The organism is Paenibacillus lignilyticus, from assembly GCF_017942085.1.
GTDB lineage: Bacteria > Bacillota > Bacilli > Paenibacillales > Paenibacillaceae > Paenibacillus_Z > Paenibacillus_Z lignilyticus.
In genome coordinates this window covers 846,952-869,758 of sequence record NZ_JAGKSP010000001.1, presented here as the reverse complement: position 1 = coordinate 869,758, position 22,807 = coordinate 846,952, and the positions used below count along the sequence as shown (strand labels likewise).

At 51.5% G+C, this 22,807-nt stretch carries 19 protein-coding genes; all 19 read left to right on the top strand.

What is annotated here, in order from left to right; all coding sequences use genetic code 11:
* The first annotated feature begins 4 nt into the window (after positions 1–4).
* The 19 genes from I8J30_RS03745 (at position 5) to I8J30_RS03655 (ending at position 22,330) form a co-directional block, all read left to right on the top strand.
* Positions 5–1,054: a glycosyltransferase gene (locus tag I8J30_RS03745; protein WP_210655479.1), complete on the top strand. Its 1,050-nt coding sequence runs from the start codon at positions 5–7 to the stop codon at positions 1,052–1,054.
* Positions 1,051–1,950, top strand: coding sequence for a glycosyltransferase (locus I8J30_RS03740; RefSeq protein ID WP_210655476.1), 900 nt, complete (start codon positions 1,051–1,053; stop codon positions 1,948–1,950). The genes I8J30_RS03745 and I8J30_RS03740 overlap by 4 nt, the downstream gene beginning before the upstream one ends.
* A 21-nt stretch (positions 1,951–1,971) precedes the next feature.
* On the top strand, positions 1,972–3,312 hold the full coding sequence (locus I8J30_RS03735; RefSeq protein ID WP_210655474.1) for a lipopolysaccharide biosynthesis protein: 1,341 nt from the start codon (positions 1,972–1,974) through the stop codon (positions 3,310–3,312).
* Positions 3,313–3,330: 18 nt separating this feature from the next.
* Positions 3,331–3,882 carry an acyltransferase gene (locus tag I8J30_RS33525; RefSeq protein WP_210655472.1) on the top strand — a complete coding sequence of 184 codons (552 nt, stop codon included), beginning with the start codon at positions 3,331–3,333 and terminating at the stop codon, positions 3,880–3,882.
* Between the two features lie 106 nt (positions 3,883–3,988).
* Complete coding sequence (locus I8J30_RS03725) at positions 3,989–4,954, top strand: polysaccharide pyruvyl transferase family protein (protein WP_210655470.1); 966 nt, start codon at positions 3,989–3,991, stop codon at positions 4,952–4,954.
* Positions 4,955–5,019: 65 nt separating this feature from the next.
* Positions 5,020–6,390 (top strand): sugar phosphate nucleotidyltransferase, encoded by a 1,371-nt coding sequence (locus I8J30_RS03720; RefSeq protein WP_210655468.1) that lies wholly within the window; start codon positions 5,020–5,022, stop codon positions 6,388–6,390.
* A gap of 57 nt (positions 6,391–6,447) precedes the next feature.
* Entirely contained in the window at positions 6,448–7,788 is a 1,341-nt protein-coding gene (locus I8J30_RS03715) for a UDP-glucose dehydrogenase family protein (protein ID WP_210655466.1), read from the top strand.
* A 21-nt stretch (positions 7,789–7,809) separates the two neighbouring features.
* Complete coding sequence (locus I8J30_RS03710) at positions 7,810–10,752, top strand: chitobiase/beta-hexosaminidase C-terminal domain-containing protein (RefSeq protein WP_338044796.1); 2,943 nt, start codon at positions 7,810–7,812, stop codon at positions 10,750–10,752.
* A 40-nt stretch (positions 10,753–10,792) separates the two neighbouring features.
* Complete coding sequence (locus I8J30_RS03705; RefSeq protein ID WP_210655462.1) at positions 10,793–12,037, top strand: sulfotransferase family protein; 1,245 nt, start codon at positions 10,793–10,795, stop codon at positions 12,035–12,037.
* Positions 12,034–13,974 (top strand): asparagine synthase-related protein, encoded by a 1,941-nt coding sequence (locus I8J30_RS03700; RefSeq protein WP_210655460.1) that lies wholly within the window; start codon positions 12,034–12,036, stop codon positions 13,972–13,974. Before I8J30_RS03705 ends, I8J30_RS03700 begins: the two co-directional genes overlap by 4 nt.
* A gap of 222 nt (positions 13,975–14,196) precedes the next feature.
* Positions 14,197–14,328 (top strand): paeninodin family lasso peptide, encoded by a 132-nt coding sequence (locus I8J30_RS03695; protein ID WP_143044416.1) that lies wholly within the window; start codon positions 14,197–14,199, stop codon positions 14,326–14,328.
* 125 nt (positions 14,329–14,453) lie between these two features.
* Entirely contained in the window at positions 14,454–15,353 is a 900-nt protein-coding gene (locus I8J30_RS03690) for a phosphoenolpyruvate carboxykinase (ATP) (RefSeq protein WP_210655458.1), read from the top strand.
* Between the two features lie 2 nt (positions 15,354–15,355).
* Positions 15,356–15,658: a lasso peptide biosynthesis PqqD family chaperone gene (locus I8J30_RS03685; RefSeq protein ID WP_210655456.1), complete on the top strand. Its 303-nt coding sequence runs from the start codon at positions 15,356–15,358 to the stop codon at positions 15,656–15,658.
* Between the two features lie 37 nt (positions 15,659–15,695).
* The gene (locus tag I8J30_RS03680) at positions 15,696–16,100 is read left to right on the top strand and encodes a lasso peptide biosynthesis B2 protein (protein WP_210656079.1); all 405 of its coding nucleotides are present in this window, start codon (positions 15,696–15,698) and stop codon (positions 16,098–16,100) included.
* Between the two features lie 12 nt (positions 16,101–16,112).
* Positions 16,113–17,285 carry a nucleotidyltransferase domain-containing protein gene (locus I8J30_RS03675; protein WP_210655455.1) on the top strand — a complete coding sequence of 391 codons (1,173 nt, stop codon included), beginning with the start codon at positions 16,113–16,115 and terminating at the stop codon, positions 17,283–17,285.
* 68 nt (positions 17,286–17,353) lie between these two features.
* On the top strand, positions 17,354–19,294 hold the full coding sequence (locus tag I8J30_RS03670) for an asparagine synthase-related protein (protein WP_210655453.1): 1,941 nt from the start codon (positions 17,354–17,356) through the stop codon (positions 19,292–19,294).
* A gap of 29 nt (positions 19,295–19,323) precedes the next feature.
* On the top strand, positions 19,324–19,464 hold the full coding sequence (locus tag I8J30_RS03665) for a paeninodin family lasso peptide (RefSeq protein WP_210655451.1): 141 nt from the start codon (positions 19,324–19,326) through the stop codon (positions 19,462–19,464).
* 105 nt (positions 19,465–19,569) lie between these two features.
* A complete protein-coding gene (locus tag I8J30_RS03660; protein ID WP_210655449.1) occupies positions 19,570–20,511 on the top strand; it encodes a phosphoenolpyruvate carboxykinase (ATP) in 942 nt (313 codons plus the stop codon).
* A gap of 13 nt (positions 20,512–20,524) precedes the next feature.
* Complete coding sequence (locus I8J30_RS03655) at positions 20,525–22,330, top strand: ABC transporter ATP-binding protein (RefSeq protein ID WP_210655447.1); 1,806 nt, start codon at positions 20,525–20,527, stop codon at positions 22,328–22,330.
* Positions 22,331–22,807: the final 477 nt, after the last annotated feature.

Here is a 22,807-nt window from a genome sequence, read left to right as displayed (position 1 = left end):
CACCATGAGCAAGTCGACCGTTTACATGTGGCCCAAAGCGAGCCCGGATAATAAATACAGCGAACTGCTGACCAAATCGATTGAGCAGGCAGGATTGCATGTCGAGCATTATGACAAAGAAACGGTGCTGAAGCCGGGCAGCGGGGACATCGTCCACATGCATTGGCCGAGTAATTCCTATCAGCATGCATCCGGATTGGCATTGACCGTCCTGAAGTCGCTGTTCTTCGCGCTCCTGCTGCTCTATTACAGGATCAGAGGCGTTCGCTTGTTCTGGACCGTTCACAACATTTGGCCGCATTCAGGCAGAACACGCTGGGACTATATCATGCGCAAGTATATTTTGACCGTTTGCCACCGCGCTTTTGTCCTGAGCGAGTCGGTGAAGCAGGAAGTTTCCGGCGTGTTTGGGATATCGCCAAGAAAGCTTGTGGTGACGCCGCATGGCCATTATGTTGGCGCCTATCCGGGTACAGGAACGGATATCCGCCGGAAATTCGGCATCGCGCCGGACCGGTTCCTGTTCTTGTTCGTCGGTCGGATCAATCCGTACAAAGGGGTTGATCGACTCGTGGAGGCGTTCGCGTCACTGAATCTTGAGCATTGCAGTTTGTTAATCGCCGGAAGGGTCGATAAGGGGTACAGCCTGGATTTCATCGACGCCTACAACAGCGATGGAGCCATTAGCGTTTATCCGCAGTTTGTGGGTGATGATGAACTGGCCGACTATCTGCAAGCGGCCGATCGGGTCGTATTGCCGTACAACCAAATCACGACATCCGGGAGCGCGATTCTGGCTTTATCCCATCATAAGCCGGTTATAGCGCCGAATCTTGGCGCGCTCGGTGAGTATGTAACAGGCGAATGCGGCATTCTGTACGATCCGGAGGACCCTAACGGCTTGCGCAATGCGCTTCGAAAGTCATTGGACATGGATATGAAGCAAACGGAGAAGCAAATTGAGGCCAAGCTGCGAGAGCTCGATTGGAGCCGGATAGCCGGTAAAATGATCCCTATTTATAGCGGTACAAAGCTGCACGAGGTGAAAGCATGAAAGCAACGATAGCCATTTGTACACATAATCGGGCAGCAGATGTGAAGGAAGCGCTGCTCAGCCTGCTGCAGCAAAGCTACAAACAACCTTTCGAGGTCATCGTGATCGACAATCGATCCACCGATCATACCAAACAAACGGTACTGGACTTCCGGAATATGGTCGATATTCAGGTCCGCTACGTGTATGAGGAACGACTTGGTTTATCCGTCGCCCGGAATCGTGCGATCCGCGAGGCAAGAGGCGAGATCATTCTCTTCCTGGATGACGATGCGAAGGCATCGAAGGACTGGCTTGCCGGCATCATTGACTTGTTCGACGGGAATCCGCGAATCGGCTGTGTCGGCGGTAAAATCGAGCCCGCATGGGAAGGCAGCCCGCCAAGGTGGCTGTCCCGGGATAACCATTCCCTCTACAGCATTTTGGATTATTCGGATGACATTGTGGAGATGAAGGAGCCGGCGATTCCGTTCGGAGCCAATGTTGCTTTCCGCAAGTCGGTATTCGATACGATGAATGCCTTCCGCGAGGATCTCGGCAGAGTGGGAAGCAATTTGCTCTCCAGTGAAGAGGCTGAGCTGATTGCGCGTATTCGTACGCGGTATGCGGTCTACTACACGCCCCATGCTTCCGTGCTGCACAAGATTCCGCGAAGCCGGATCAGCCGGAAATGGCTGCTGCGGCGCATTTATTGGCAAGGGGTAAGCAGCGCGGTGTCCTCGAAGCAAAAAACGGGGATCATCATGAAATCGCTCGTGAAACTGCCGATCTTTCTCGTGCTGACGATCTTGTTCCTGTTCGATAAACGGCGGATATTCCGTAATGTCAGCAAGATCATTTATAACAACGGATTGATCAGCGGCGTGCTGCGAAGCTACCAGCTGAAGCGAATCTAACCTTTGAGGATGTTTTGAATCATGAATCAACTAGCTGCTACAAGGGCGGGAGCAGGCCGCAGCGTATTCCAAACGATCCTGCATACCAGCGTCGCCAATCTGCTCATTATGGTGTTAAGCACCTTAACCTCCATCGTGACCGCACGATTGTTCGGCGTCGAGGGGAAAGGGATGTTCTCGGCTATTCTGTTCTGGCCGACTTTGCTGGCAGGGCTTGTCTCATTCGGGCTACCTACCTCCCTTATTTACAACATGAAGATTCATGCGGGGAAAGCGGCGGAGTACATTCGAGCAGGATTCATGTTCCAGGTGCCGGTCAGTGTGCTTGTCGGCACGATTGCCTGGATCGGCCTGCCCGTCTGGCTCGGAAACTATCCGGATGACGTCATTCGGACAGCCCAGTGGTACACGATCTTGACACTGCCGATGCTGCTGGCTGTCAATCTGCTGACGGCACTCACGCAAAGCATGGATAAATTCGTGCTGTATAACGGACTGCGCTTATACGTTCCGCTTAGCAATCTGCTGGGACTGCTGGTTTTGTGGGCGATCGGCAAATTATCGCTGCACGGCGCCGCACTCATATTCTTCGGTACGAGCTTAATGGTCATCTTCTGGGCGCTGTACCGGCTGCGGCATGAATTATCGTTCAACTGGCTGCGCAGATTTTCGGACCGTATCGTGCTGGGGACGCTGTTTGGCTACGGTGGACGAGTATTCGGCGTAGAGCTGCTCGGCACGCTGTATTCACAGTGCGACAAGCTGATTATTTTAACGCTGCTAACACCGAGGGATTTCGGGCTCTATACGGTTGTTTATACGTTATCTCGTGTATTCAATGTCGTGCAGACGGCCATTTCGAACGTTATTTTTCCGAAGGTGACGGGGCTTAGTCAGGACAAAATCATCGCTTCCGTCGGCAGAGCCTTCCGGCTGTCCTTCCTGCTCATGACCATCGCGGTTATTCCGGGAATGCTCATCGGCCATTATTTGCTGGGCCTCTTGTACGGGGAGCAGTTTCTGGAAGCCGGCACGGCGTTCTACCTGCTGTCCCTCGAATGCATCATCGGCGGAGGTTCATGGATTCTCGCCTCTTCCTTCAACGCGATGGGACGCCCCGGATTGGTAGCGATGCGGCAAGCGATCGCGCTGGCCATCACGGTCGGGTTGTTTTTCATCCTTACACCGCTGTATGGCTTGAACGGCATCGCAATTGCTTTGCTGCTCGGCGCGGTTATCCGCATTCTGATTACGATCGCAGCGATGAGGATCGTGTTCAAGGTTCGCATTCTCGGCATTTTGTATGACAAAAGTGATCTGCGCTTTCTATACGAGCACCTCTCGCGAAGAATGCAAACTTAGGAAGGCGGCAACACCGGCATGAACATAAGCAACAGAAGCATCAAGGATTACTTCAAATTCGGGTATCGCGTATTGCTCGGTGCGTTCTTTCGGAGGCATGTCGATCAATGCGGGAAGCTGCTGCGGGTAGGCGGAAGCATGACGGTGTCGAAGGCCAAACGAGCCAAGCTCTTCATCGGCGACTACGTCATCCTGCACAAGCATGCCGGATTTTACTTGGATTCCAACGAGGCTGTCATTGAAATCGGCGACCATACGTTCATTAATCGTAGAACCGAAATCAGATGCAAGAAGCAGGTAACAATCGGCAGTCACTGCGCCATCTCGTGGGATGTCACCATTATGGATACGGACTATCACAGCATGGAGGGCAGCTTGGCGACCAAGCCGACAATCATCGGCAATCGTGTCTGGATCGGCAATAAGGCGATTATTCTGAAAGGGGTCACGATCGGGGAAGGCGCAGTTGTGGCTGCAGGGTCGGTTGTGTCGAGAGACGTGCCAGCCCACACGCTTGTCGCAGGCGTCCCCGCGAAGCCCATCAAGAAGAACGTGAAGTGGACCAAGTGACGGAGCTTGTTCAAAAAGCGCGGAGAGCACATCCCTGAACCCTGCAGCACTCCCTTTTTGAACAAGCCCGAGAGAGAGAGAGAAGAGACACGGAGGAGACGGATGAATGGAAAGCGTACAGTTTGCTCATCCGATGGATGAGCTCAAGGACCGGCTTCGGCAGATTTTGCAGGTGATTCCGCCGCATTCCAAGATCTATTACCTCGATTATCCGGTTCATGGTAATGGCGGAGATCTGTTGATCATGAAAGGCACTGAAGCGTTCTTCAAAGATAATCATATTCGCGTTATGGCGCGTTACAGCGTGCTTGATTTCCCAAGCGGCGTGAAGATTCCGCAGGATCATATTATCGTGCTGCATGGCGGCGGGAACTTCGGTGATCTGTATCCGGCTCACCAGAGGCTGCGCGAGCAAGTCGTTTCCGACTATCCCGGCCATCGGGTAGTCATGCTGCCGCAGACGATTTTCTACAAGAGCGAGGCGGAATTCAACCGGACGGCAAGTATCTTCAATCAGCATAAGGACTTGCATCTCTATGTTCGCGACACCTACTCGCAAGAGATGGCTGCCGTCAAATTCAAGACCTGCCATGTCTACCTGTCCCCGGATATGGCGCATCAATTATGGCCGATTCGGAGCCATACGAACCCGGATAAGGAATTGCTTTGTTTCCTTCGCATTGACATCGAGAAGACGGCGGAGCAGGAGCGGCTTGAAGCTTCAGGCCAAGGCGACTATCTGGATTGGGCGACGCTGTTCAGCGGATTTGAGCAGAAATCCATTCGCGCGATTTTCAAAATGTCCGCAGCAAGCAACGGCAAATTGCCTGTAAGCATGATCTGGGGCAAATACACCGACTATCTGGTGAACAAAGCCGTTAACCGGTTTAGTAAATACAAGAAAGTGCAGACCTCAAGGCTTCATGGACATATTCTGTCTTGTCTCATGGATAAGCCGAATATTCTGCTGGACAACTCCTACGGAAAGAATTCCAGCTACTATCGCACTTGGACGAATGGAATAACGTCAGCGAAACTATTGGCGCAGCAGACTAGCGCAGAGAGAGTTTGACTCTCGTCAAACTTATAGCAGAGAGAGTTTGACTCCGTCAAACTCCCTATTAAAGGAGGTATATCATGAAAGTCGTATTGCTTTCGGGAGGATCGGGGAAACGGCTGTGGCCGTTGTCGAATGACGCCCGGTCGAAACAGTTTTTGAAAATCTTGAAAAAAGACGATGACCGTTTGGAGTCCATGATACAACGAGTCTGGGGACAGATCGGTGAAGCCGATTTGCAGAATCATGCCTATGTCACGACGAGCAAACCTCAGGTAGAGATGATTCAAAGTCAGCTTGGGAATGAAATCAACTTGATCGTCGAGCCGGAGCGAAGAGACACATTTCCCGCGATCGCGCTTGCAGCCACCTATCTCTATTCGGTCGAAGGCGTGAGTCTTGACGAAGCGATTGTCGTCATGCCGGTAGATCCCTTCGTTGAGATCGGCTTCTTCGAGAAGCTGAAAGAGTTAGAGCAGGTGCTTGCCAGCTCCGATGCCGACTTAGCGCTGATGGGGGTTAAACCGACTTATCCATCTGAGAAATACGGGTATATCATTCCGAAGCAAAGCGGCGACGCTGCTCAAACGTTCATGGATGTTCAGAGCTTCCGCGAGAAACCTCGCGAAGAAGAGGCTGTAGAGATGATTCGTCAGGATGCGCTGTGGAATTGCGGTGTTTTCGCATTCAAATTGGATCTGATCATTAACATACTGATCGTGAACGGGCTGCCGATCCAGTACGAAGAAATGTTGAAGCAGTACAGCAAGCTGCCGAAGATCAGCTTCGACTACAAAGTGGTGGAGAAAGCGAATCGGATAGCTGCCATTCAATATGATGGGTCCTGGAAGGATCTTGGCACATGGAATACGTTGACGGAGGAAATCGAAACCTCTCTGATCGGCAAAGGCATTATTACGGCAGATTCAATTAATACCCATGTCATTAACGAGCTGGAAGTTCCGATTACACTGCTCGGCTTGTCCGATGTCATTGTTGCGGCGAGTCCGGACGGCATTCTTGTTGCAGACAAAGCTTCAAGTCCGCAGATCAAGGATGTCATGAAACACTCGGAGCAGCGCCCAATGTACGAAGAGCGGCGCTGGGGACGCTATCGGGTGCTCGATTATGTGACTTATCCGGATGGCCGGGAAGTGCTGACCAAGCGGATCTTCATTTCCGAGGGAAGCAATCTGAGCTACCAATACCATAGTCTTCGGGACGAGGTATGGACGGTGGTTGCCGGACATGGGGAAATGGTGCTTAACGGCAAGCGATTCTCCATCACTACCGGGGACGTCCTCCTGATTCCGAAGGAAAACAGACATAGCCTGCGTGCGCTGGCGGATATCGAAATCATCGAAATCCAAACCGGTTCGCAGCTGATTGAAGAGGACATTGTAAGGCTTGAACATGATTGGAACGAAATTATGCAGCTCTGTACGAAATAACGAAGCGAATGCTTACGCTGCTGCGTTTTCTCCGAAAATTCGAAGGAGTTGTTGAAGATGAACATCACGGTTATCGGTGCTGGTTATGTCGGGCTTGTATCGGGGGTTTGTTATGCGGAGCTTGGCAATCAAGTGATCTGCGTAGACAAGGATCAAGCCAAGCTCGATATTTTGCGAAACGGAGCTATCCCTATTTACGAACCGAACCTGCAGGAACTTTCGCTTAAAAATATGGCTGCCGGGAAGCTGAGCTATACGTCCGATCTGCATCGCGCGGTTCAGCTGTCGGATATTGTGATTATCGCGGTCGGGACGCCTTCCTTGGCAAACGGCGAAGCGGATTTGTCTTACATCGATCAGGCTGCCGACGAAATTGCGGAAGCGATGAACGGATATAAGATCATCGCCGTGAAGAGTACGGTGCCCGTCGGCACGAACGAACGCGTGCGAGATCGGATTCGCCGCCTGACGAGCGAAAGGTTCGACAGCATCTCGCTGCCGGAGTTCTTGAGAGAGGGTTCGGCCGTCCAGGATACGCTTCATCCGGACCGGATCGTCATTGGTGCCGACAGTCAGAGTGCCGCAGACACGATGGCCAAGCTGCATGCGCCGCTGACGGATCAAATCGTGATGACGGACATTCGCAGCAGCGAGATGCTCAAGTATGCCTCCAATGCTTTTCTCGCTACGAAAATTTCGTTCATTAACGAGATTGCGAACATCTGCGAGAAGGTAGGCGCAGACGTGACCCAGGTCGCCCAAGGAATGGGATACGACAACCGGATCGGCCATTCGTTTCTGAAAGCGGGCATTGGCTATGGAGGCTCGTGTTTCCCGAAGGATACTAGGGCTCTCATCCAAATTGCCGGCCATGTCGATTACGAATTCAAATTGCTTCGTGCGGTAGTTGAGGTCAATCAGGATCAGCGGTTCAAAATGATCCGTAAACTTGAAACGATATTCGACGGCAACCTCCAAGGCAAGACGATCGCCATCTGGGGACTATCCTTTAAACCCAATACCGACGACGTGAGGGAATCTCCGGCACTCGAGATTGTTCAGCATCTGGTGAACAGCGGGGCTGTGGTGAAGGTTTACGATCCCATCGCAATTCCGAACTTCCGCCGTATGTACGGCGAGGACGGCGTGGTTTGGTGCGAAGGAGCATTGGAAGCGGCAGCCGATGCAGATGCGCTCTGCCTGTTGACGGAATGGGACGAATTCATTCACGTGGATCTGAATCAGCTGCAAACAGTACTGCGAAAGCCTATTTTGATTGACGGCCGCAACGTGTTCAAAGAAGAGGATTTGGCGGGTACGGCGTTCATTTACTATTCCATCGGCCGCCCCAGCTTGAATCAAGGCGTCAAGGAGGAAGTGTTGGCTTTACATTACTAAAGGATGATGAGGGCCTTTATTGTGAGAAAAAATGCTTCATTGCTGTTGTTATATGGGCTGCTCGGCTGCTTGATACCGTTATCCGCTACGGGAGATGCCGCTCCGCTTTCCTACTATGAGATTGAAATCGACCATCTGCGAGATTGGAAGCAGGTCTACAAGCATTCCGATACGCTCTTTCTGACGAAGGCTCCGAGTGAAACCTCGGATCCGACCCGAGTGAAACGCAGCGGCGTTTCAGGTGAGAACATGGTGTACAAGGCGGAAGGTTATCTCCGGTCCTTCGCGGTTTACGCATACTATCAGCCGAACGGGAGCAAGACCTATGACCATCCGGCATTCTACATTTCCAAAGATGGCGTGACCTATATCAAGGTCATACCGGACATGCACGAAGTAGACAGCGGAGCGGTAAACATCGTGTACGAATCGAGAAAGTTCCCGGCAGGCACGAAGTTTCTCAAAGTCGTCTACCAGGGTACCAGTATCGCAAGATCGCCTGCCATCGGGAAGGTTGTACTGAACGGACCTTCCAGCGCAGACACCAGCGTGCCTTCGGGTACAGTGCCTTACGGGCGAATGGTTATGCTGAACCAGGGCGAGAAGGGTGAAACCATCTATTACACAACCGATGGCAGCGACCCCAGAACATCGCTGACTCGCATGCATTACAGCTCGCCAATTGCAGTCGTTCAAAATTTGCTGCTTCAAATAACAGCTGTGGGCCATTCCAGTTCGGGCCAGTCGGCAGCAACAGGCGTATCGACTTATCGATATGTGCCTGCTCCTCAGTTGGCGCCGCCGGTTGGGTTAATCGATCCGCTTGATAATTTCAAGCTGCTCGCCCATCGCGCCAATCTGTATGTAGCCAGTAACCAGCCGGGCTACTTCGATAACGACAAAGGCCGGCTCGCGCGTACGACCAGCGCCCCCGGCAGCATGGTGTACCATACGGGTTACGACATCCAATCGTTTACGGTCTACAGCAGCTTTTTTACCGGAAATCCGATGGAGGAGCATCGATTGTTTGTCTCGTCGGACGGAAAAGACTACAAGCAAATTCCCGTGACGATCAACCCTGTCGGCTATCCGACGGGAAACTGGCAGCAATACGCGTATGAAGCTTCAGGATTGCCCGAACATTCGAGGTATTTGAAAATCGTGCTGCTCGGTTCTAAAGCCTGGTCGCCTCAAGTTTCGAAGGTCGTCATTAATCAGAACACGGCTTCCGTGAAGCTGGCCACCTCCCGAAGCGAGTCTTCGGTGAAGACCGAATTGACCTCGATTACGAAAGGCGCGCGCATTTACTATCGATTAAACAAAGGGCCGGATTTCGTGTATTATTCGAAGCCGCTCCAGCTTCAAGGGTATAACGTACTTGAAACGTACGCGGTGAAAGACGGCTGGCTGCCAAGTCCGATTCGCAAGTTTACGGTGAACGCGAGCAGCGAGATCCTTGTCGATCGCTTCGGTCAAATGAAGGATGCGAATTTCACGGGTAAAGTGACCGATGAGAAGGAGCTGGCAGCGGATGCGGCGGCAGATGCTGCTTACTACGGCAGCCTGAAGCCGCCGGGAGGCCGCGATCCATACGGCGGACTTGCCGGCAGCGCGAAGAAATACAATTTGGCTGCCAAGGGTTACTTCGCGATCCAGCGAATGGGTGAACGCAAAGTGATGACGACGCCGGATGGAAATCTCTATTTCAGCTTAGCCGTGAATGGCGTGACGGCCAATGAAACCTACACCCGGATCGCCGGTCGGGAGCAGAAATTCGAATCCGTTCTCCCGAATCAAGGCATTAACAAAAACGCTTATATCGGCAAGGATAACTATTCGTTCTATGTGGCGAATGTTTTCCGGAAGAAAGGCGTGTTCCCAACCGAGCATGCGATCTACTCGGAAGCGGTAACCCGGCTTCCGAAATGGGGCTTTAACGGCGTAGGCAATTATTCGACCGAGAAATACGGCGAGGATGGCAAGCTTCCGTACGTGAGAATGCTTCCGCTTAACGGAATGGCATGGGCTCGAATCAATGGACTCTCGTTATTCGATATCTTTGCTCCGAATGCCGCAGAGCAGATCGATAAAGCATTCAAGAATGCGCTCACGCCAAACAAAAACGATAAGAATCTGATCGGTTATTTCATCGATAACGAATACGACTTTCATAAATTTTATACGAATGTGCCCAAGCTCAAAGCGAGCTCGGCTGCCATGAAAGGGAAATTGGTCCAGAGGCTGAAGGATAAATATCAAACCATCAGCTCCTTCAACGCCAATTGGAAGACGACATTCAAATCGTTCGACGAGATGAAGGAGGCGGAGCTGCCTGTTTCAACCTCCCAATCATGGCGCGATATGGAAGGCTTCTTCGACTACTATCTGGATACGTTCTTCGGAACGGTATCTCGTGCATATCGGAAATACGATCCGAACCATCTCCTTCTTGGAGATCGATGGATTACGACAACGTTCCATAATGAGAAAATCAGCAGCGCGCTTGCCAAAGCGGAAGGGAAATACGTGGATGTCATCAGCATCAACTATTACACCTATAAGCTCGAACCCGATCTGTTGAAGAAGATTTACGATCTATCCGGCGGCAAACCGATTCTGTTCAGCGAATTCGGTTACGGGACAAGCGAGCAGGGGCTTGCGCCTCTCCTTCCGAACTCGGCAGTGAACCAGTTCCAACGGGGAATGCGCTATCGCAATTACGTGGAAGGTGCGGTCACGCTGCCTTATGTAGTCGGTGCACACGTGTTCAATTACGTGGATCAAGCAGGGCTTGGCAGGTACTGGCAGGGCGTAGGAGGCGAGCATTACAACTCCGGTCTGGTCAATGTTGCGGATCGCCCTTACAAGGACTATCTGAAAGCGATCATGGATACGAACTATGACATCTATAAGGTCATGCTCGGGGAGCGCGCGAAATTTTATTATGATTTCAATAAAGGCTAAGCCGATTGCTTCGCAATCCTTGCCTTGAAGGAGGTACACGTTGGTCGATTCGAGCGGCAACAACCTTGTTTTTCTACTTTGTACGCCGAGGAGCGGAAGCTCTCTGGCCACGGTTATGCTCCAAAATCACAGTAAATTGTTCGCCACCCAGGAAATGTGGTTCCTGATGAGCTTGTATGATCTGCAATCGCCGCAGCGCCGCGCTTATGGCGGGACAGGCATCCTTAATCAGTTCTATAACGGCGTTCTGCCTCAACACAGCTATGAGCAGGCTTGCCGAGCTTTTGCCCTCCAGGTCTACAACGGCTTAATGCAAAGCAGCGCCGGAGCGGAGATGGTGATCGACAAGTCGCCCAGGTATTATTATCTGCTGGAGTTTCTGGATGCTCTGTTTCCGCACTCCCGTCGGATCTGGCTTATTCGCAACCCGTTCGCGGTACTCTCTTCCCATAAGAAGGTGAACGGACAGCGGGGAACAAGCTTCAATCTGAGGGAGGACATGCGAAATGGAACCTTCGATATGAAGGTTGCCGATCTGACGATCGGGTTGTTCCGCTATTTCCGCTACTTCGCTCAAGCTAATCCCTACACGCACCGTTTGTCCTACGAGAAGCTGGTGGCGAGCCCGAGAGAGCAGATGATCGAGGTGTGCCGATTTCTGGGCGTTGCCTATGAAGAAGGGCTGGAGCTTTACGGGAACTTTAGAAATACCGCCAAGTCTGACTTGTATTTCAGCATGGGGGTAGGGGATCCGTTTGTTTCGAATCATTCGGAGGCGAATCAGGATTCCATCGCGATCTGGAAAGACGTGCTCGACAAGCAGGAGATCGAAATGTACGGCCGAGTGCTTGGCGCTCAACTCTTTCATGATCTGGGGTACAGCGAGGAGCTGGCTGAAGCGGAGAAGCTCACGGGCGTACGCTTCGAACTTGAACCGGATACGGAGCTAATGGATCTGTACACCAAGCAACTGGCGGATGCGACAGGCTGCAGGTGGGAAGCCGATTACGAGATGCGAACGGATTCGGGTACATCAGGAAATGTTGTGCTGCCTGAACGGTACCATGATGATAAATGGCTGCATCCGGAGGAGCTTCAATTGCAGATGACCGTGCGCATGCTTGAGAAACGTCTGGAGAACAGTGCCAAAGAGCGCAGGCAGCTGAAACTGCAGCTCGACACCATGAAGCGCAAAGCCAATCGGCTGAAAATGCTGATTCCCTTCGGCAATCGACTGTCCCAGCTGGCTTCGACCTACTTCAATAACGGCAGGCTGAACAAATGAGCGCGATTGTCGGCATTTATCAGCATACCGGGCATCCGGTCAGCAGCAGGGACAGCAGCGGAATGATGGAAGCCATGGAGAGGTACGATGCCGATGATGCCCAAACGTGGACGAACGGCGCGGTCTTCCTCGGCTGCCGGGCCAAGTGGATCACTCCCGAGTCGGTAGGCGAGCGAATGCCTTATTACGACGCCGAACGCAAGCTTGGCATCGTTGCCGATGCCATCCTTGACAATCGCCGGGAATTGTTCGAGCTGCTGCAGGTTTATCCCGCTCATCGCGGCAAAATTACGGACAGCGAGCTTATTCTGCTGGCCTATCGCAAATGGGGGCGCCATGCTCCGGAATATCTGATCGGCGATTTCGCATTCGTGATCTGGGATAAAGCGAAGCAGGAGCTGTTCGGTGCCAGAGATTTGCTGGGGCATCGCTCGCTGTACTATGTTCAAGGCCGCGATCGGTTTGCTTTCGGTACGACGCTTGCTCCGTTATTCGCCTTACCGGATGTTGTCAAAGCGCTTCATGAACCTTGGCTTGCGGAGTTTATGGCCATTCCGGAAATGTTCGAGTCGACGGACGTCACCTCCACGCCTTACCGGAACATTCATCAGCTGCCGCCTGCTCATACGATTACGGTCGCGGATGGACGCGTTTCGCTCAGTAGGTACGGTTCCTTGGAACCGAGGTCGATGCTTCGGCTCTCCTCGAATCAAGACTATGAAGAGGCATTCCGGGAGGTATTCGATGAAGCGGTGAGGTCAAGGCTGCGCACGCATCGTCAAGTGGCGGTAACGTTAAGCGGCGGACTGGACTCCGGCTCCGTCGCCAGCTTCGCCGCACGTGCACTGCGTGAGGAAGGGAAGTCCTTGCATGCGTACAGCTACATTCCGACCGGCGATTTCACCGATTGGACGCCCAGCAGCACAGCAGCCGACGAAAGCCGGTTCATTGATGCAACGGTCCGGCATGTCGGCAACATTTCGCACCAAGCGATGGATTTCGAAGGGATCAGCCCTTTATCCGAAGTAGACGAGTGGCTGGACATGCTCGAGATGCCTTATAAATTCTTCGAGAATTCCTACTGGTTGAAAGGGATACACGAGCGAGCAGGCGGACAAGGTGCAGGAGTGCTGCTCACCGGGGCAAGAGGAAACTTTACCGTGTCGTGGGGGCCGGCGCTCTATTATTACGCTACGCTGCTCCGAAAACTGAAATGGCTGGCATTCTTGCGGGAGCTTCAGCTGTACAGCGTTAATAAAGGGATAAGCAGATCGCGCTTATTATCCGTGATCGGCAAGCAGGCATTCCCGATTCTGGCTAAACGTTCGCAGCAGGCGAGCGAACCGGAAGCTATTCCGACGATGCTGATTCATCCCGATTTTGCGAGGCGAACGGATGTGTTCGCCAAGCTGCAGGAGCATCGAATCGGCGTGAACGGCTCTACCATCAGCGATCCGCTGGAGCTGCGCAAGGAGAAGATGCAAGATCTTGCTGTCGGGAACAAGAACGGCGCATCGGCAACGAAATTGTCCTTGCGTTACGGCGCATGGGAACGCGATCCCACCTGCGATCCCAGAGTCGTGCGGTTCTGCTTCTCGGTCCCGGTGGAACAGTATGTGCAGGGCGGCTTGGATCGTGCGCTTATCCGGAGGGCGACAAAGCATTATTTGCCCGACGAGGTAAGGCTGAACCAGCGCATTCGCGGCATTCAAGGAGCGGATTGGGTGCACCGCATCGCGCCATCCTGGAAGCCGTTGACCGATGAACTGAGGCAGCTGTGCACCGATCCTGCAGCATCCCAGTACTTGCACGTCAACCGTATCCGGGACGCCGTCTCTCGGCTTGGCGATACGCCTCGCCCGGAGCACGCTTTCCATCCGGAGATGCGAATGCTCATGCGCAGCCTGATCATCTACCGGTTCTTAAAACGATTTTAAAAGATTTTAGAGAAATGATAAGGAACGTAAGGGTGAAAGGGATTGTGCCGGAGAGTTTACGTGCCTCCTTTAAACTTGTATTGTTACCGACTAATCTAATCCAAAGAGAATACAAGCTTAACAGCGGCCGCAGGCACATCCCTGAACCCGGAGCTCTTCCTTATAACTTTCTTTAAAAATAGTATAAAACTCGTTAACTCCATTGAGAGGGGGTGAAAAACCATGACGAACAAAAAAGAATGGCAAGTTCCGACTGTTGAAATGCTTGACGTGAGCGAAACGATGTATGGAAAAGGGATGTCGAATATTGACTTTGTAACAACTGACGATATGGACATCTATAACCCGAGCTAGTTCGGTCCAAGCGCCCTTATACAATCCGCGCAAGTGGATTGTATAAGGGATTTATTATTATTGCCCTGAAAGGAGTGATTGATCTGATATCTGCCAGTGAACACACGGTATATAAGGCTTTCAACATGCGGATATCGAGTTCAATCCCGCTGCCTGAATTACCTGTGTCCGGTCCCATGAAGGAAAAGGAGCACCCCGATGTTTTCATTGAATCGGCTAGCCCAGACAAGTTGTGGGAAGAGCTTGAGCTTGGCGGCAGCAACTTTTTGTACAAAGACGGCCGATTCCTGTTCCTCATTCCGGAGACAGCTATTTATTGCATAGAAGACGCATATCGAATTACAGTCGCTCCGCTTACCGGCGCAGATCCAGAGAAGGTGCGTGTGTATTTGCTCGGTACCTGCATGGGCGCGCTGCTAATGATCCGCAATGTGCTGCCTTTGCACGGAAGCGCCATTATGATAGGCGGCAAAGCCTACGCGTTTCTTGGCGATTCGGGAGCCGGCAAATCAACGCTTGCCGCCACGCTGGTAAGCAAAGGGTATGAGCTGATAAGCGACGATGTCATCCCGGTTTCCTTTGCGGGTGAAGGAGGAAGGCTTGTCGTTATGCCGTCTTATCCGCAGCAGAAGCTGTGGCAGGAAAGCATCGATCAGCTGGGTTTGGCATCCGGGCACTATCAATCGGTTTATCGGGAAACGACGAAATTTGCCGTACCGGTACTTTCAAGATTTTGCAACGAGCCCGTCCCGCTTGCCGGACTGTTTGAATTGGTAAAGTCGGAATCTGAGCCAGCGGTTTCGATCAGGCGGTTGTCCAATCTGGATCGACTGCGCATCGTGCTGATGCATACGTACCGAAATATGCTGATCCCGCGTCTGGGATTGGAGCAATGGCATTTCAAGATAGCTTCCGGCGTGGCCGATCAGGTAAACGTACATCAGCTCATTCGGCCAACAAACGGATTTACGGCGCAAGACCTCGCAGCTGAGATTATTCGTACCATTGACAAAGGAGGCGTATAAACGTGACGAACGTGAACTTGGCGGAACAACAGATTATCCAATCGCCTGGCAGTATTGTGAGTGACATGAACGGGGAGAAAGTGATGTTCAGCATCGATAGCGGAAAATATTACAATCTCGGCATGATTGGCGGCCGAATTTGGGAGCTCCTTACTTCACCGATTACGGCTAGCCAATTGGTAGACAAGCTCCTATTGGAATATAACGTTACACGTGCTGCCTGTGAGGAACAAGTCGAGGCTTTCCTTCGGAAAATGCATCAGGAATCGCTAATCGAGGTTCGGAACCTTGAAGCGCATCGTTAGGAAGTTTCTCGCTCTGCCTGCGGAGAAGAAACGGGTCATGCTCGAGGCGTTCATTTACTTAGGCTGGGCACGAGTATTGAAGACCTTACCGTTCTCCCGGATCGCGCCATCCTTGGGCGGGCGGATGTCCGAAACCCCGCTGGCGAATGATCCGTCGAACGAAATGCCGATCCGACAAATTGCGCAAGCGATTCGGGTGGTGAGCCGTCATACCATCTGGGAAAGCCAGTGTATGGTCAGAGCGATCGCAGCCAAGAAAATGCTGAAACGGCGCCAGATCGAAAGCACGCTCTACCTGGGTACGGCGAGGGATGATCAGGGGAACATGATCGCGCATGCTTGGCTGCGCAGCGGGCCATTCTATGTGACCGGAGCCGAGGAGATGAAAATGTTCACGATGGTGGCCGCATTCGGATCGGACAAAACGCAAGGAAAGGAATGAAAGTGTCCCGTTATGGAGAACAATCGCACCCTGGATCTAAGCGCTTTTCCTGAAGAATTAAACATCATGCTGGCGTTCATGCAGATGAATGCCGATCAGGCGCAGCAATGGGGCAAGCCATCGATGCCTGTCATCGATTGGAATCAACTTCTGAAGCTGATCCGACATCATCGCGTCTATCCGCAGCTGTATTCGAAGCTGAAGAACAACAATTCGATTCCTGCCGACTTCTCCCAAGCCCTTCATCGGGATTACGGCATGAATACGCTTCAGATGCTCCGTTTAAGCGCTGAAATGGGCCTTCTGTGCAGCTCATTTCAGGACAAAGCGATTCCTTCATTGGTTCTTAAAGGACCGGTGCTCGCCGATCTGCTATATGGTGATGTTTCGCTTCGAACGTCCAAGGATTTAGACATTCTGGTCCCAATGGACGGTGTGGAAAAGGCAGAAGAGATGTTGACCGAGCTTGGTTATGAGAGCGATAGTCATGCTCCGCGGTTATTCAATTGGAAGTGGAAGATGCATCATATCTCCTATACGCACCCGCAAACGAGGATTCAGGTGGAGCTTCATTGGCGTCTCAATTCCGACATGGGCAAAGAACCTTCATTCGAGGAGCTCTGGGAACGGAGAAGACGCAGTACGCTTATGAGAAATGAGATTATTTATATGCTGGGAAGCGAAGATCTCTTCATGTATTTGGTCTCGCACGGCGCCCGTCACGGCTGGTTCAGGCTCCGCTGGCTGGCGGATATTGATCGCTTAGTACGCCAAGGCGTAAACTTTGAAACGCTTATCTCGCTTATGCGACGCTATGAATGCCTTCAGCTTGGAGGACAGGCTCTAATTCTTGCTTCCACACTGCTTGGCACGCCGATACCAGGCTCCGCCAAACCGATGATCACCAGCAGCCACCATCGCGAGTTGGCTCAGCGTTCGCTCTATTTCATCCGGGATATCGTCGCTTTCTCGCCTGTGCCGAGCTCCCAAGAATTAGGCAAGACCTATAAACGTTACTTGTTTGCATTGAAAACGACCCGGCAAAAGTCGGTTTATATAGTTGGCCAATTATATCCCAGCTTCAGGGATACGGAGGCGATGCCGCTTCCGAAACAATTGCATTTTCTATACTTTCCCTTAAGGCCGTTCGTCTGGTTATGGCGGCAAATGAGGCAGGAAGCTTAAAGGGATCCTTCCTATTCAAGCAGGACATGACTGCACGTAGAAGAAAGACAAGCACCTCGGAGGCAAACATGAGTGCAATTGCAGGTATTCTTTGTTACAACGAAGAGACTGTATCGATAGAGGATAGCAAGAAACTTATGCAAGCTTTGCAAAAATATCCGGCCGATGATGTGCAAACCTGGCATGGAGGGTCCGTATTTCTGGGATGCCATGCCCAGTGGATCACGCCGGAATCGGTTCATGAACGTCTGCCGTTCTATGATGAGCTTCATAAACTGGCCATTACCGCCGATGCGATCATCGACAACCGGGATGAATTGTTTAACCGGCTGCAAATTGCTTATTCCCGGCGGAAAGGGATGACGGACAGCGAGCTTATTTTGTCGGCGTACCTGAAGTGGGGGAAGGAAGTCCCGCGCTATTTGATCGGCGATTTCGCTTTTGTCATCTGGGACGAGAAGAAGCGCCTTATTTTCGGAGCACGCGACTTATTGGGAAACCGCACGCTCTACTACCATCGTCAAGAGCGGCAGTTTGCCTTTTGCACGGCGGTCAATCCGTTATTCGAGATCACCGGCGCCGAGAAGGAGCTTAATGAGTCATGGTTTGCCGAGTTTTTGGCCATTCCCATTATTCTCGATTCCGTCGACGTGAACGGGTCGGTCTACCATAATATCGAACAAATTCCTCCGGCACATAGCTTTACGGCCCGGGATGGCAAAATGACGCTGGAGCAGTACGAGACGCTGGAAGCGCCCCGGGATCAGCTTCGGCTGAAATCAAACGGCGAATACGAGGAAGCGTTTCGCGATGTTTTTCAGAAGGCTGTAACATCGAAGCTTCGGACATTCCGTTCGGTCGGCGCAAGCTTAAGCGGTGGATTGGATTCAGGCGCAGTCATCAGCTTTGCCGCTGACCCTCTGCGTAAGGAAGGGAAATCATTGCATACATACAGTTTCGTTCCTTCGCCTGATTTCGTGGATTGGACCTCGAGAAGCATGATGGCCGACGAAAGTCCGCACATTGGAGCCACGGTACGTCACGTAGGGAATATATCGCACAACGGCTTGGATTTTTCGGACAGGAACTCGTTCGGGGAAATCGACGACTTGGTCGGGCTTCTGGAAGCTCCATATAAGTTCTTCGAGAATTCGTTCTGGATCAAAGGGATTCTTGAAAAAGCACGGCAAGATGGGGTCGGCGTGCTGCTTACAGGAGCGCGAGGAAATTATACCGTTTCTTGGGGACCGGCCATGGACTACTACGCCAAGCTTTTAAGGAAGCTGCGCTTGTTCCATTTTTACCGCGAGCTAAAGCACTACGGGAGACAGATGAATATAGGAAGATCCCGGCTGCTGCCTATTATCGCTAAACAAGCCTTTCCATTTGCGACCAGATCTTATTACGCCAAGGAACCGAAGAACGAAATTCCGAATCTCATCCATCCGGATTTGGCCGCAAGAACAAATGTCTTTGAAAAGCTTAAACACCATGACGTCGGTTTAGGCGGGGCTGCATTCGATGAATTCGAAGCACGAGACTATCAATTCAGCAATTTGGCAACCTCAAACCATCAAGGCACATCTGTAACCAAGTTTTCCCTGCGGTATGGCGTTTGGGAAAGGGACCCGACCTCCGATCCGAGAGTGGTACGCTTCTGCATGTCCGTGCCGATCGAGCAGTATGTACAAAACGGGATGGACCGATCACTCATCCGGAGGGCAACCGAATCGTATTTGCCCGATGAAGTACGATTAAACCAACGCATTCACGGCGTTCAAGGAGCGGATTGGGTCCATCGCATGATTCCGATATGGGGGTTTTTCAACGAAGAGCTTTGGAAGCTTTGCCGGGATCCCATGGCCTCTCATTATTTGAACGTAGATCAAATCAAGGCATCGCTTGAGAAAATCGGCCATGCTCCAAAGCCGAAGCATGCATACGATCCGGATGCGAGATTATTAATGCGTGCCTTGATAGCTTACCGGTTCTTGAAGCAATTTACGTGATTGATTCCACTTGAAGGGAGGTGATACATATGGAAAAGCAAACAAGGAAAGAATGGCAGCAACCAACGGTGGAAGTTCTCGACGTAAACATGACGATGGGTGGACCGAATGGTGTATTCCCGGACAAGAACGGCAAGGGTTCCAACAAAGGGCACGCTTTTGAATCCTAAATGCACCTGATACGCGGCAAACCAATTGGCCCTTATACGAAGAAAACGTATAAGGGCCTCTTCAAGTTTCATTTACAGCTACTCTACTGAATTGAGGTGAGGAAGATGAACCCTGCTGTCAAACGAACGATTTATCGAGCATTTGGGCTGACGATGGCAAGCGAAATCGCCTTGCCGGAGCTTCTTCGGGAAGCGGAACAAACATGTGAAGCGGATGTTTATATCGACAAGGATGACTTGTATCAAGCCTGGAACGAGAGCAGCGGCAGTGGCAGCGACGATTATTGTGCTCTTGAAGGCGATGATTTTATGCTGAACATAGAAGGCACGGCCATTTACAGAGTCCGGGGAGGGAACCGGATCACTGTTTCTCCGACAATCGGAGCGGACGATGCCGTTGTTCGGCTATACTTGCTCGGAACCTGCATGGGTGTGCTGCTGTTCCAGCGTAAGATGTTGCCTTTACATGGAAGCGCCGTTGTCATTAACGGCAAGGCTTATGCGTTCGTCGGCGATTCCGGCGCGGGCAAATCCACCCTTGCTGCCGCCTTTCTCAAACGTGGCTATCCGCTTCTGACCGACGACGTGATTGCCGTAACGTTGAACCGCGACCGGGTCCCAGTCGTCATTCCCTCTTACCCGCAGCAGAAGCTTTGGCAGGAGAGCATCGACAAGCTTGGGATGCAGTCGGATCGTTATGTTCCGCTGTACGAGACCAAATATGCGATACCCGCAGCGTCAATGTTTTGCGAGGAGCCGGTCCCTCTGGCAGGTATCTTCGAACTCGTAAAGACGGACGGATGTGGCACGGAACTTCGCCATCTCCAAGGGCTTGAGAGACTTCCTACCATCCGATTTCATACCTACCGCCATTTTCTGATTCCTCAGCTTGGCTTGGATCAGTGGCATTTCTCTGCCTCCGTCTCGATCGTCAATCACATTAACATGTACCAATTATGCAGGCCGGCCGAGAGATTTACCGCCTACGATTTAGTAAGCCGAATCCTGAATACGGTTGAAGAAGGAATACGGATTTCGCACGGATAGGGGGAAAAGAAAAATGGAGCATCTGCTGCTATATATCAAAAAAATGCATCATTTTGCCGGTAAGAAGCTCACTGTCAATCTGATCGGCATGGTAGTGATCAGCTTCCTCGAGGGGATTGGCATTTTTCTGTTGATTCCGGTGCTTGGTTTGATAGGGGTTTTGGACCTCCATACGGATGGTATTCCGTTTGTGGCTGACTTGGTAAGCCCATTGAAGACCATACCGGACGGAATGAGACTGCTTGTTGTTCTAGGGGGGTTCATTCTATTAATTGCAGGTCAGGCTTATTTGCAGCGTAAGCAAACGCATTTGAACCTGGATATTCAGCATGGGTTCATAAGGTACCTTCGAATGGAAATGTATCAGGGCTTGCTGCAGGCCAAGTGGGCGTTCTATCTGCAAAGAAGAAGATCGGATTTCTATAACATCATGACGAATGAGCTTTCGCGCGTCAGTCAAGGCGCCTATCTCGCGATGCGGTTAATGACCACTATTTTGTTTACCGCGGTACAAATCGGCTTTGCGCTGTGGTTGTCGGCACAACTGACGATTATGGTCTTGATCTGCGGTTTAGCGCTTGCCGTGTATGCAAGCCGATTCATTAAACGGTCCAAAAGCATCGGGGATGAAACCTCCGAGCTTGCTCAGCATTATATGGGCGGGATGACCGATCATTTTAACGGGATGAAAGACATTAAGAGCAATCGTTCAGAAGCGCAGCATTTAACTTGGTTTCGCGCGCTTTGCGGCAAAATGGAGTATAACCTCGTTCACTTTGGGAAAACGCAGGCAACCTCCCAGTACATTTATAAAGTGGCGTCCGTCATTATCATTACGCTATTTGTTTACGTATCTCTGGAAGTATTCCATGTACAGGCTGAGAAGCTCATGCTGATCATCATCATATTCACCCGTCTTTGGCCGAAGTTTTCGACCTTGCAGTCTAATTGGGAACAAATTGCCCAAACGCTTCCCGCTTTCAAGAATCTTGCGGATCTTCAGAAGGATTGCGAATTGGCAAAGGAATTGGAAGTGCATGACAATCCGGCGGACGGAGATCCGGTAAGCATGGAGCAAGGAATCGAATGCCGAGGAATCACTTATCGTTACAATGGAAGCCAATCCTCCTATGCCCTTAAGAATATCAATCTGTCCATTCCGGTGAATCGGATGACAGCTATCGTTGGAAAATCCGGTGCCGGGAAAAGCACCTTAATCGATATCATCATTGGACTCATTCAACCGGATGAAGGAGAGGTTCTTGTCGACGGACGCAATCTGGCCGGCGACGACAGCTTCTCGCTGAGGAGATCCGTCAGTTATGTCTCGCAGGATCCATTCTTGTTCCATGCAAGCATCAGAGAGAATCTGTTGATTGCCGCCCCGGAAGCAACGGAAGCCCAAATGTGGGAGGCGCTGCAGTTCTCCGCTTCGGATGAATTTGTTCGAAATCTGCCGCAGGGATTGGATACCATTCTTGGTGACCGTGGGGTTAGGCTTTCGGGAGGGGAAAGACAGCGGATTGTTCTGGCTCGGGCGGTATTGCGAAAGCCGGGTATTTTGATCCTCGATGAAGCAACCAGTGCCTTGGACAGCGAAAATGAAGCCAAAATTCAAGGCGCGCTTGACCGATTAAGAGGAAGAATGACCATTATTGTCATCGCGCACCGACTGTCGACCATACGCAGCGCGGATCAAGTCGTTGTATTGGAGAAAGGCGAAGTGATTCAACGAGGCGGCTACCAGCAGCTTTCTGCGGACATGAAAGGCACGTTTAGCAAATTGCTGCATTTTCAATCGGACAAAGTTGTGCCTTAACAGGGGGAATGGTGCAGTATCCGCGCAGCCTGTTATCCGAGTCCTAGTAATGGGAGTGAACGCTGACCGAGAAAGTCGCTCCCCGAAGTGTAACGGTTGCCAGAGGGGATAATCACTGATTATTGGGCAAATCCTGTGCGATAAGGCCTGTACGCTTCGTTGGATTCTCGAGGGAAGGTCTAACGAATCGTACAGGTCTTATTTGCACTAAAAAACTCGTTTTGGAATTCTAACGAATCCTACAAGCCTTATTTGCTCCAAAACCCCTGCATTTCAGCGTAATTCTGCTAAATAAGCCCTCTGTGATTCGTTAGAATTTAGGAGGTGCCCATTTCTGCAAAATAAGGCCTCTACAATTCGTTAGAGCGGCAAGGACAGTGAAGACTGCCCGGGAAAGTCGCTCCCCGAAGTGTAACGGTTTCCAGAGGGACTATTTCACGAGCAGCATGCACTGGGGAGAAGTTGACAGCGGTAGTA

What these genes read in the sequence shown, in the direction of transcription:
- I8J30_RS03735 (WP_210655474.1), top strand. Translation starts at nt 1,972, where the DNA reads ATGAATCAACTAGCTGCTACAAGGGCGGGAGCAGGCCGCAGCGTATTC.
- I8J30_RS03720 (WP_210655468.1), top strand. Translation starts at nt 5,020, where the DNA reads ATGAAAGTCGTATTGCTTTCGGGAGGATCGGGGAAACGGCTGTGGCCG.
- I8J30_RS03740 (WP_210655476.1), top strand. Translation starts at nt 1,051, where the DNA reads ATGAAAGCAACGATAGCCATTTGTACACATAATCGGGCAGCAGATGTG.
- I8J30_RS03665 (WP_210655451.1), top strand. Translation starts at nt 19,324, where the DNA reads ATGGAAAAGCAAACAAGGAAAGAATGGCAGCAACCAACGGTGGAAGTT.
- I8J30_RS03700 (WP_210655460.1), top strand. Translation starts at nt 12,034, where the DNA reads ATGAGCGCGATTGTCGGCATTTATCAGCATACCGGGCATCCGGTCAGC.
- I8J30_RS03655 (WP_210655447.1), top strand. Translation starts at nt 20,525, where the DNA reads ATGGAGCATCTGCTGCTATATATCAAAAAAATGCATCATTTTGCCGGT.
- I8J30_RS03680 (WP_210656079.1), top strand. Translation starts at nt 15,696, where the DNA reads ATGCTCGAGGCGTTCATTTACTTAGGCTGGGCACGAGTATTGAAGACC.
- I8J30_RS03745 (WP_210655479.1), top strand. Translation starts at nt 5, where the DNA reads ATGAGCAAGTCGACCGTTTACATGTGGCCCAAAGCGAGCCCGGATAAT.
- I8J30_RS03690 (WP_210655458.1), top strand. Translation starts at nt 14,454, where the DNA reads ATGCGGATATCGAGTTCAATCCCGCTGCCTGAATTACCTGTGTCCGGT.
- I8J30_RS03660 (WP_210655449.1), top strand. Translation starts at nt 19,570, where the DNA reads ATGAACCCTGCTGTCAAACGAACGATTTATCGAGCATTTGGGCTGACG.
- I8J30_RS03715 (WP_210655466.1), top strand. Translation starts at nt 6,448, where the DNA reads ATGAACATCACGGTTATCGGTGCTGGTTATGTCGGGCTTGTATCGGGG.
- I8J30_RS03725 (WP_210655470.1), top strand. Translation starts at nt 3,989, where the DNA reads ATGGAAAGCGTACAGTTTGCTCATCCGATGGATGAGCTCAAGGACCGG.
- I8J30_RS33525 (WP_210655472.1), top strand. Translation starts at nt 3,331, where the DNA reads ATGAACATAAGCAACAGAAGCATCAAGGATTACTTCAAATTCGGGTAT.
- I8J30_RS03675 (WP_210655455.1), top strand. Translation starts at nt 16,113, where the DNA reads ATGGAGAACAATCGCACCCTGGATCTAAGCGCTTTTCCTGAAGAATTA.
- I8J30_RS03695 (WP_143044416.1), top strand. Translation starts at nt 14,197, where the DNA reads ATGACGAACAAAAAAGAATGGCAAGTTCCGACTGTTGAAATGCTTGAC.
- I8J30_RS03670 (WP_210655453.1), top strand. Translation starts at nt 17,354, where the DNA reads ATGAGTGCAATTGCAGGTATTCTTTGTTACAACGAAGAGACTGTATCG.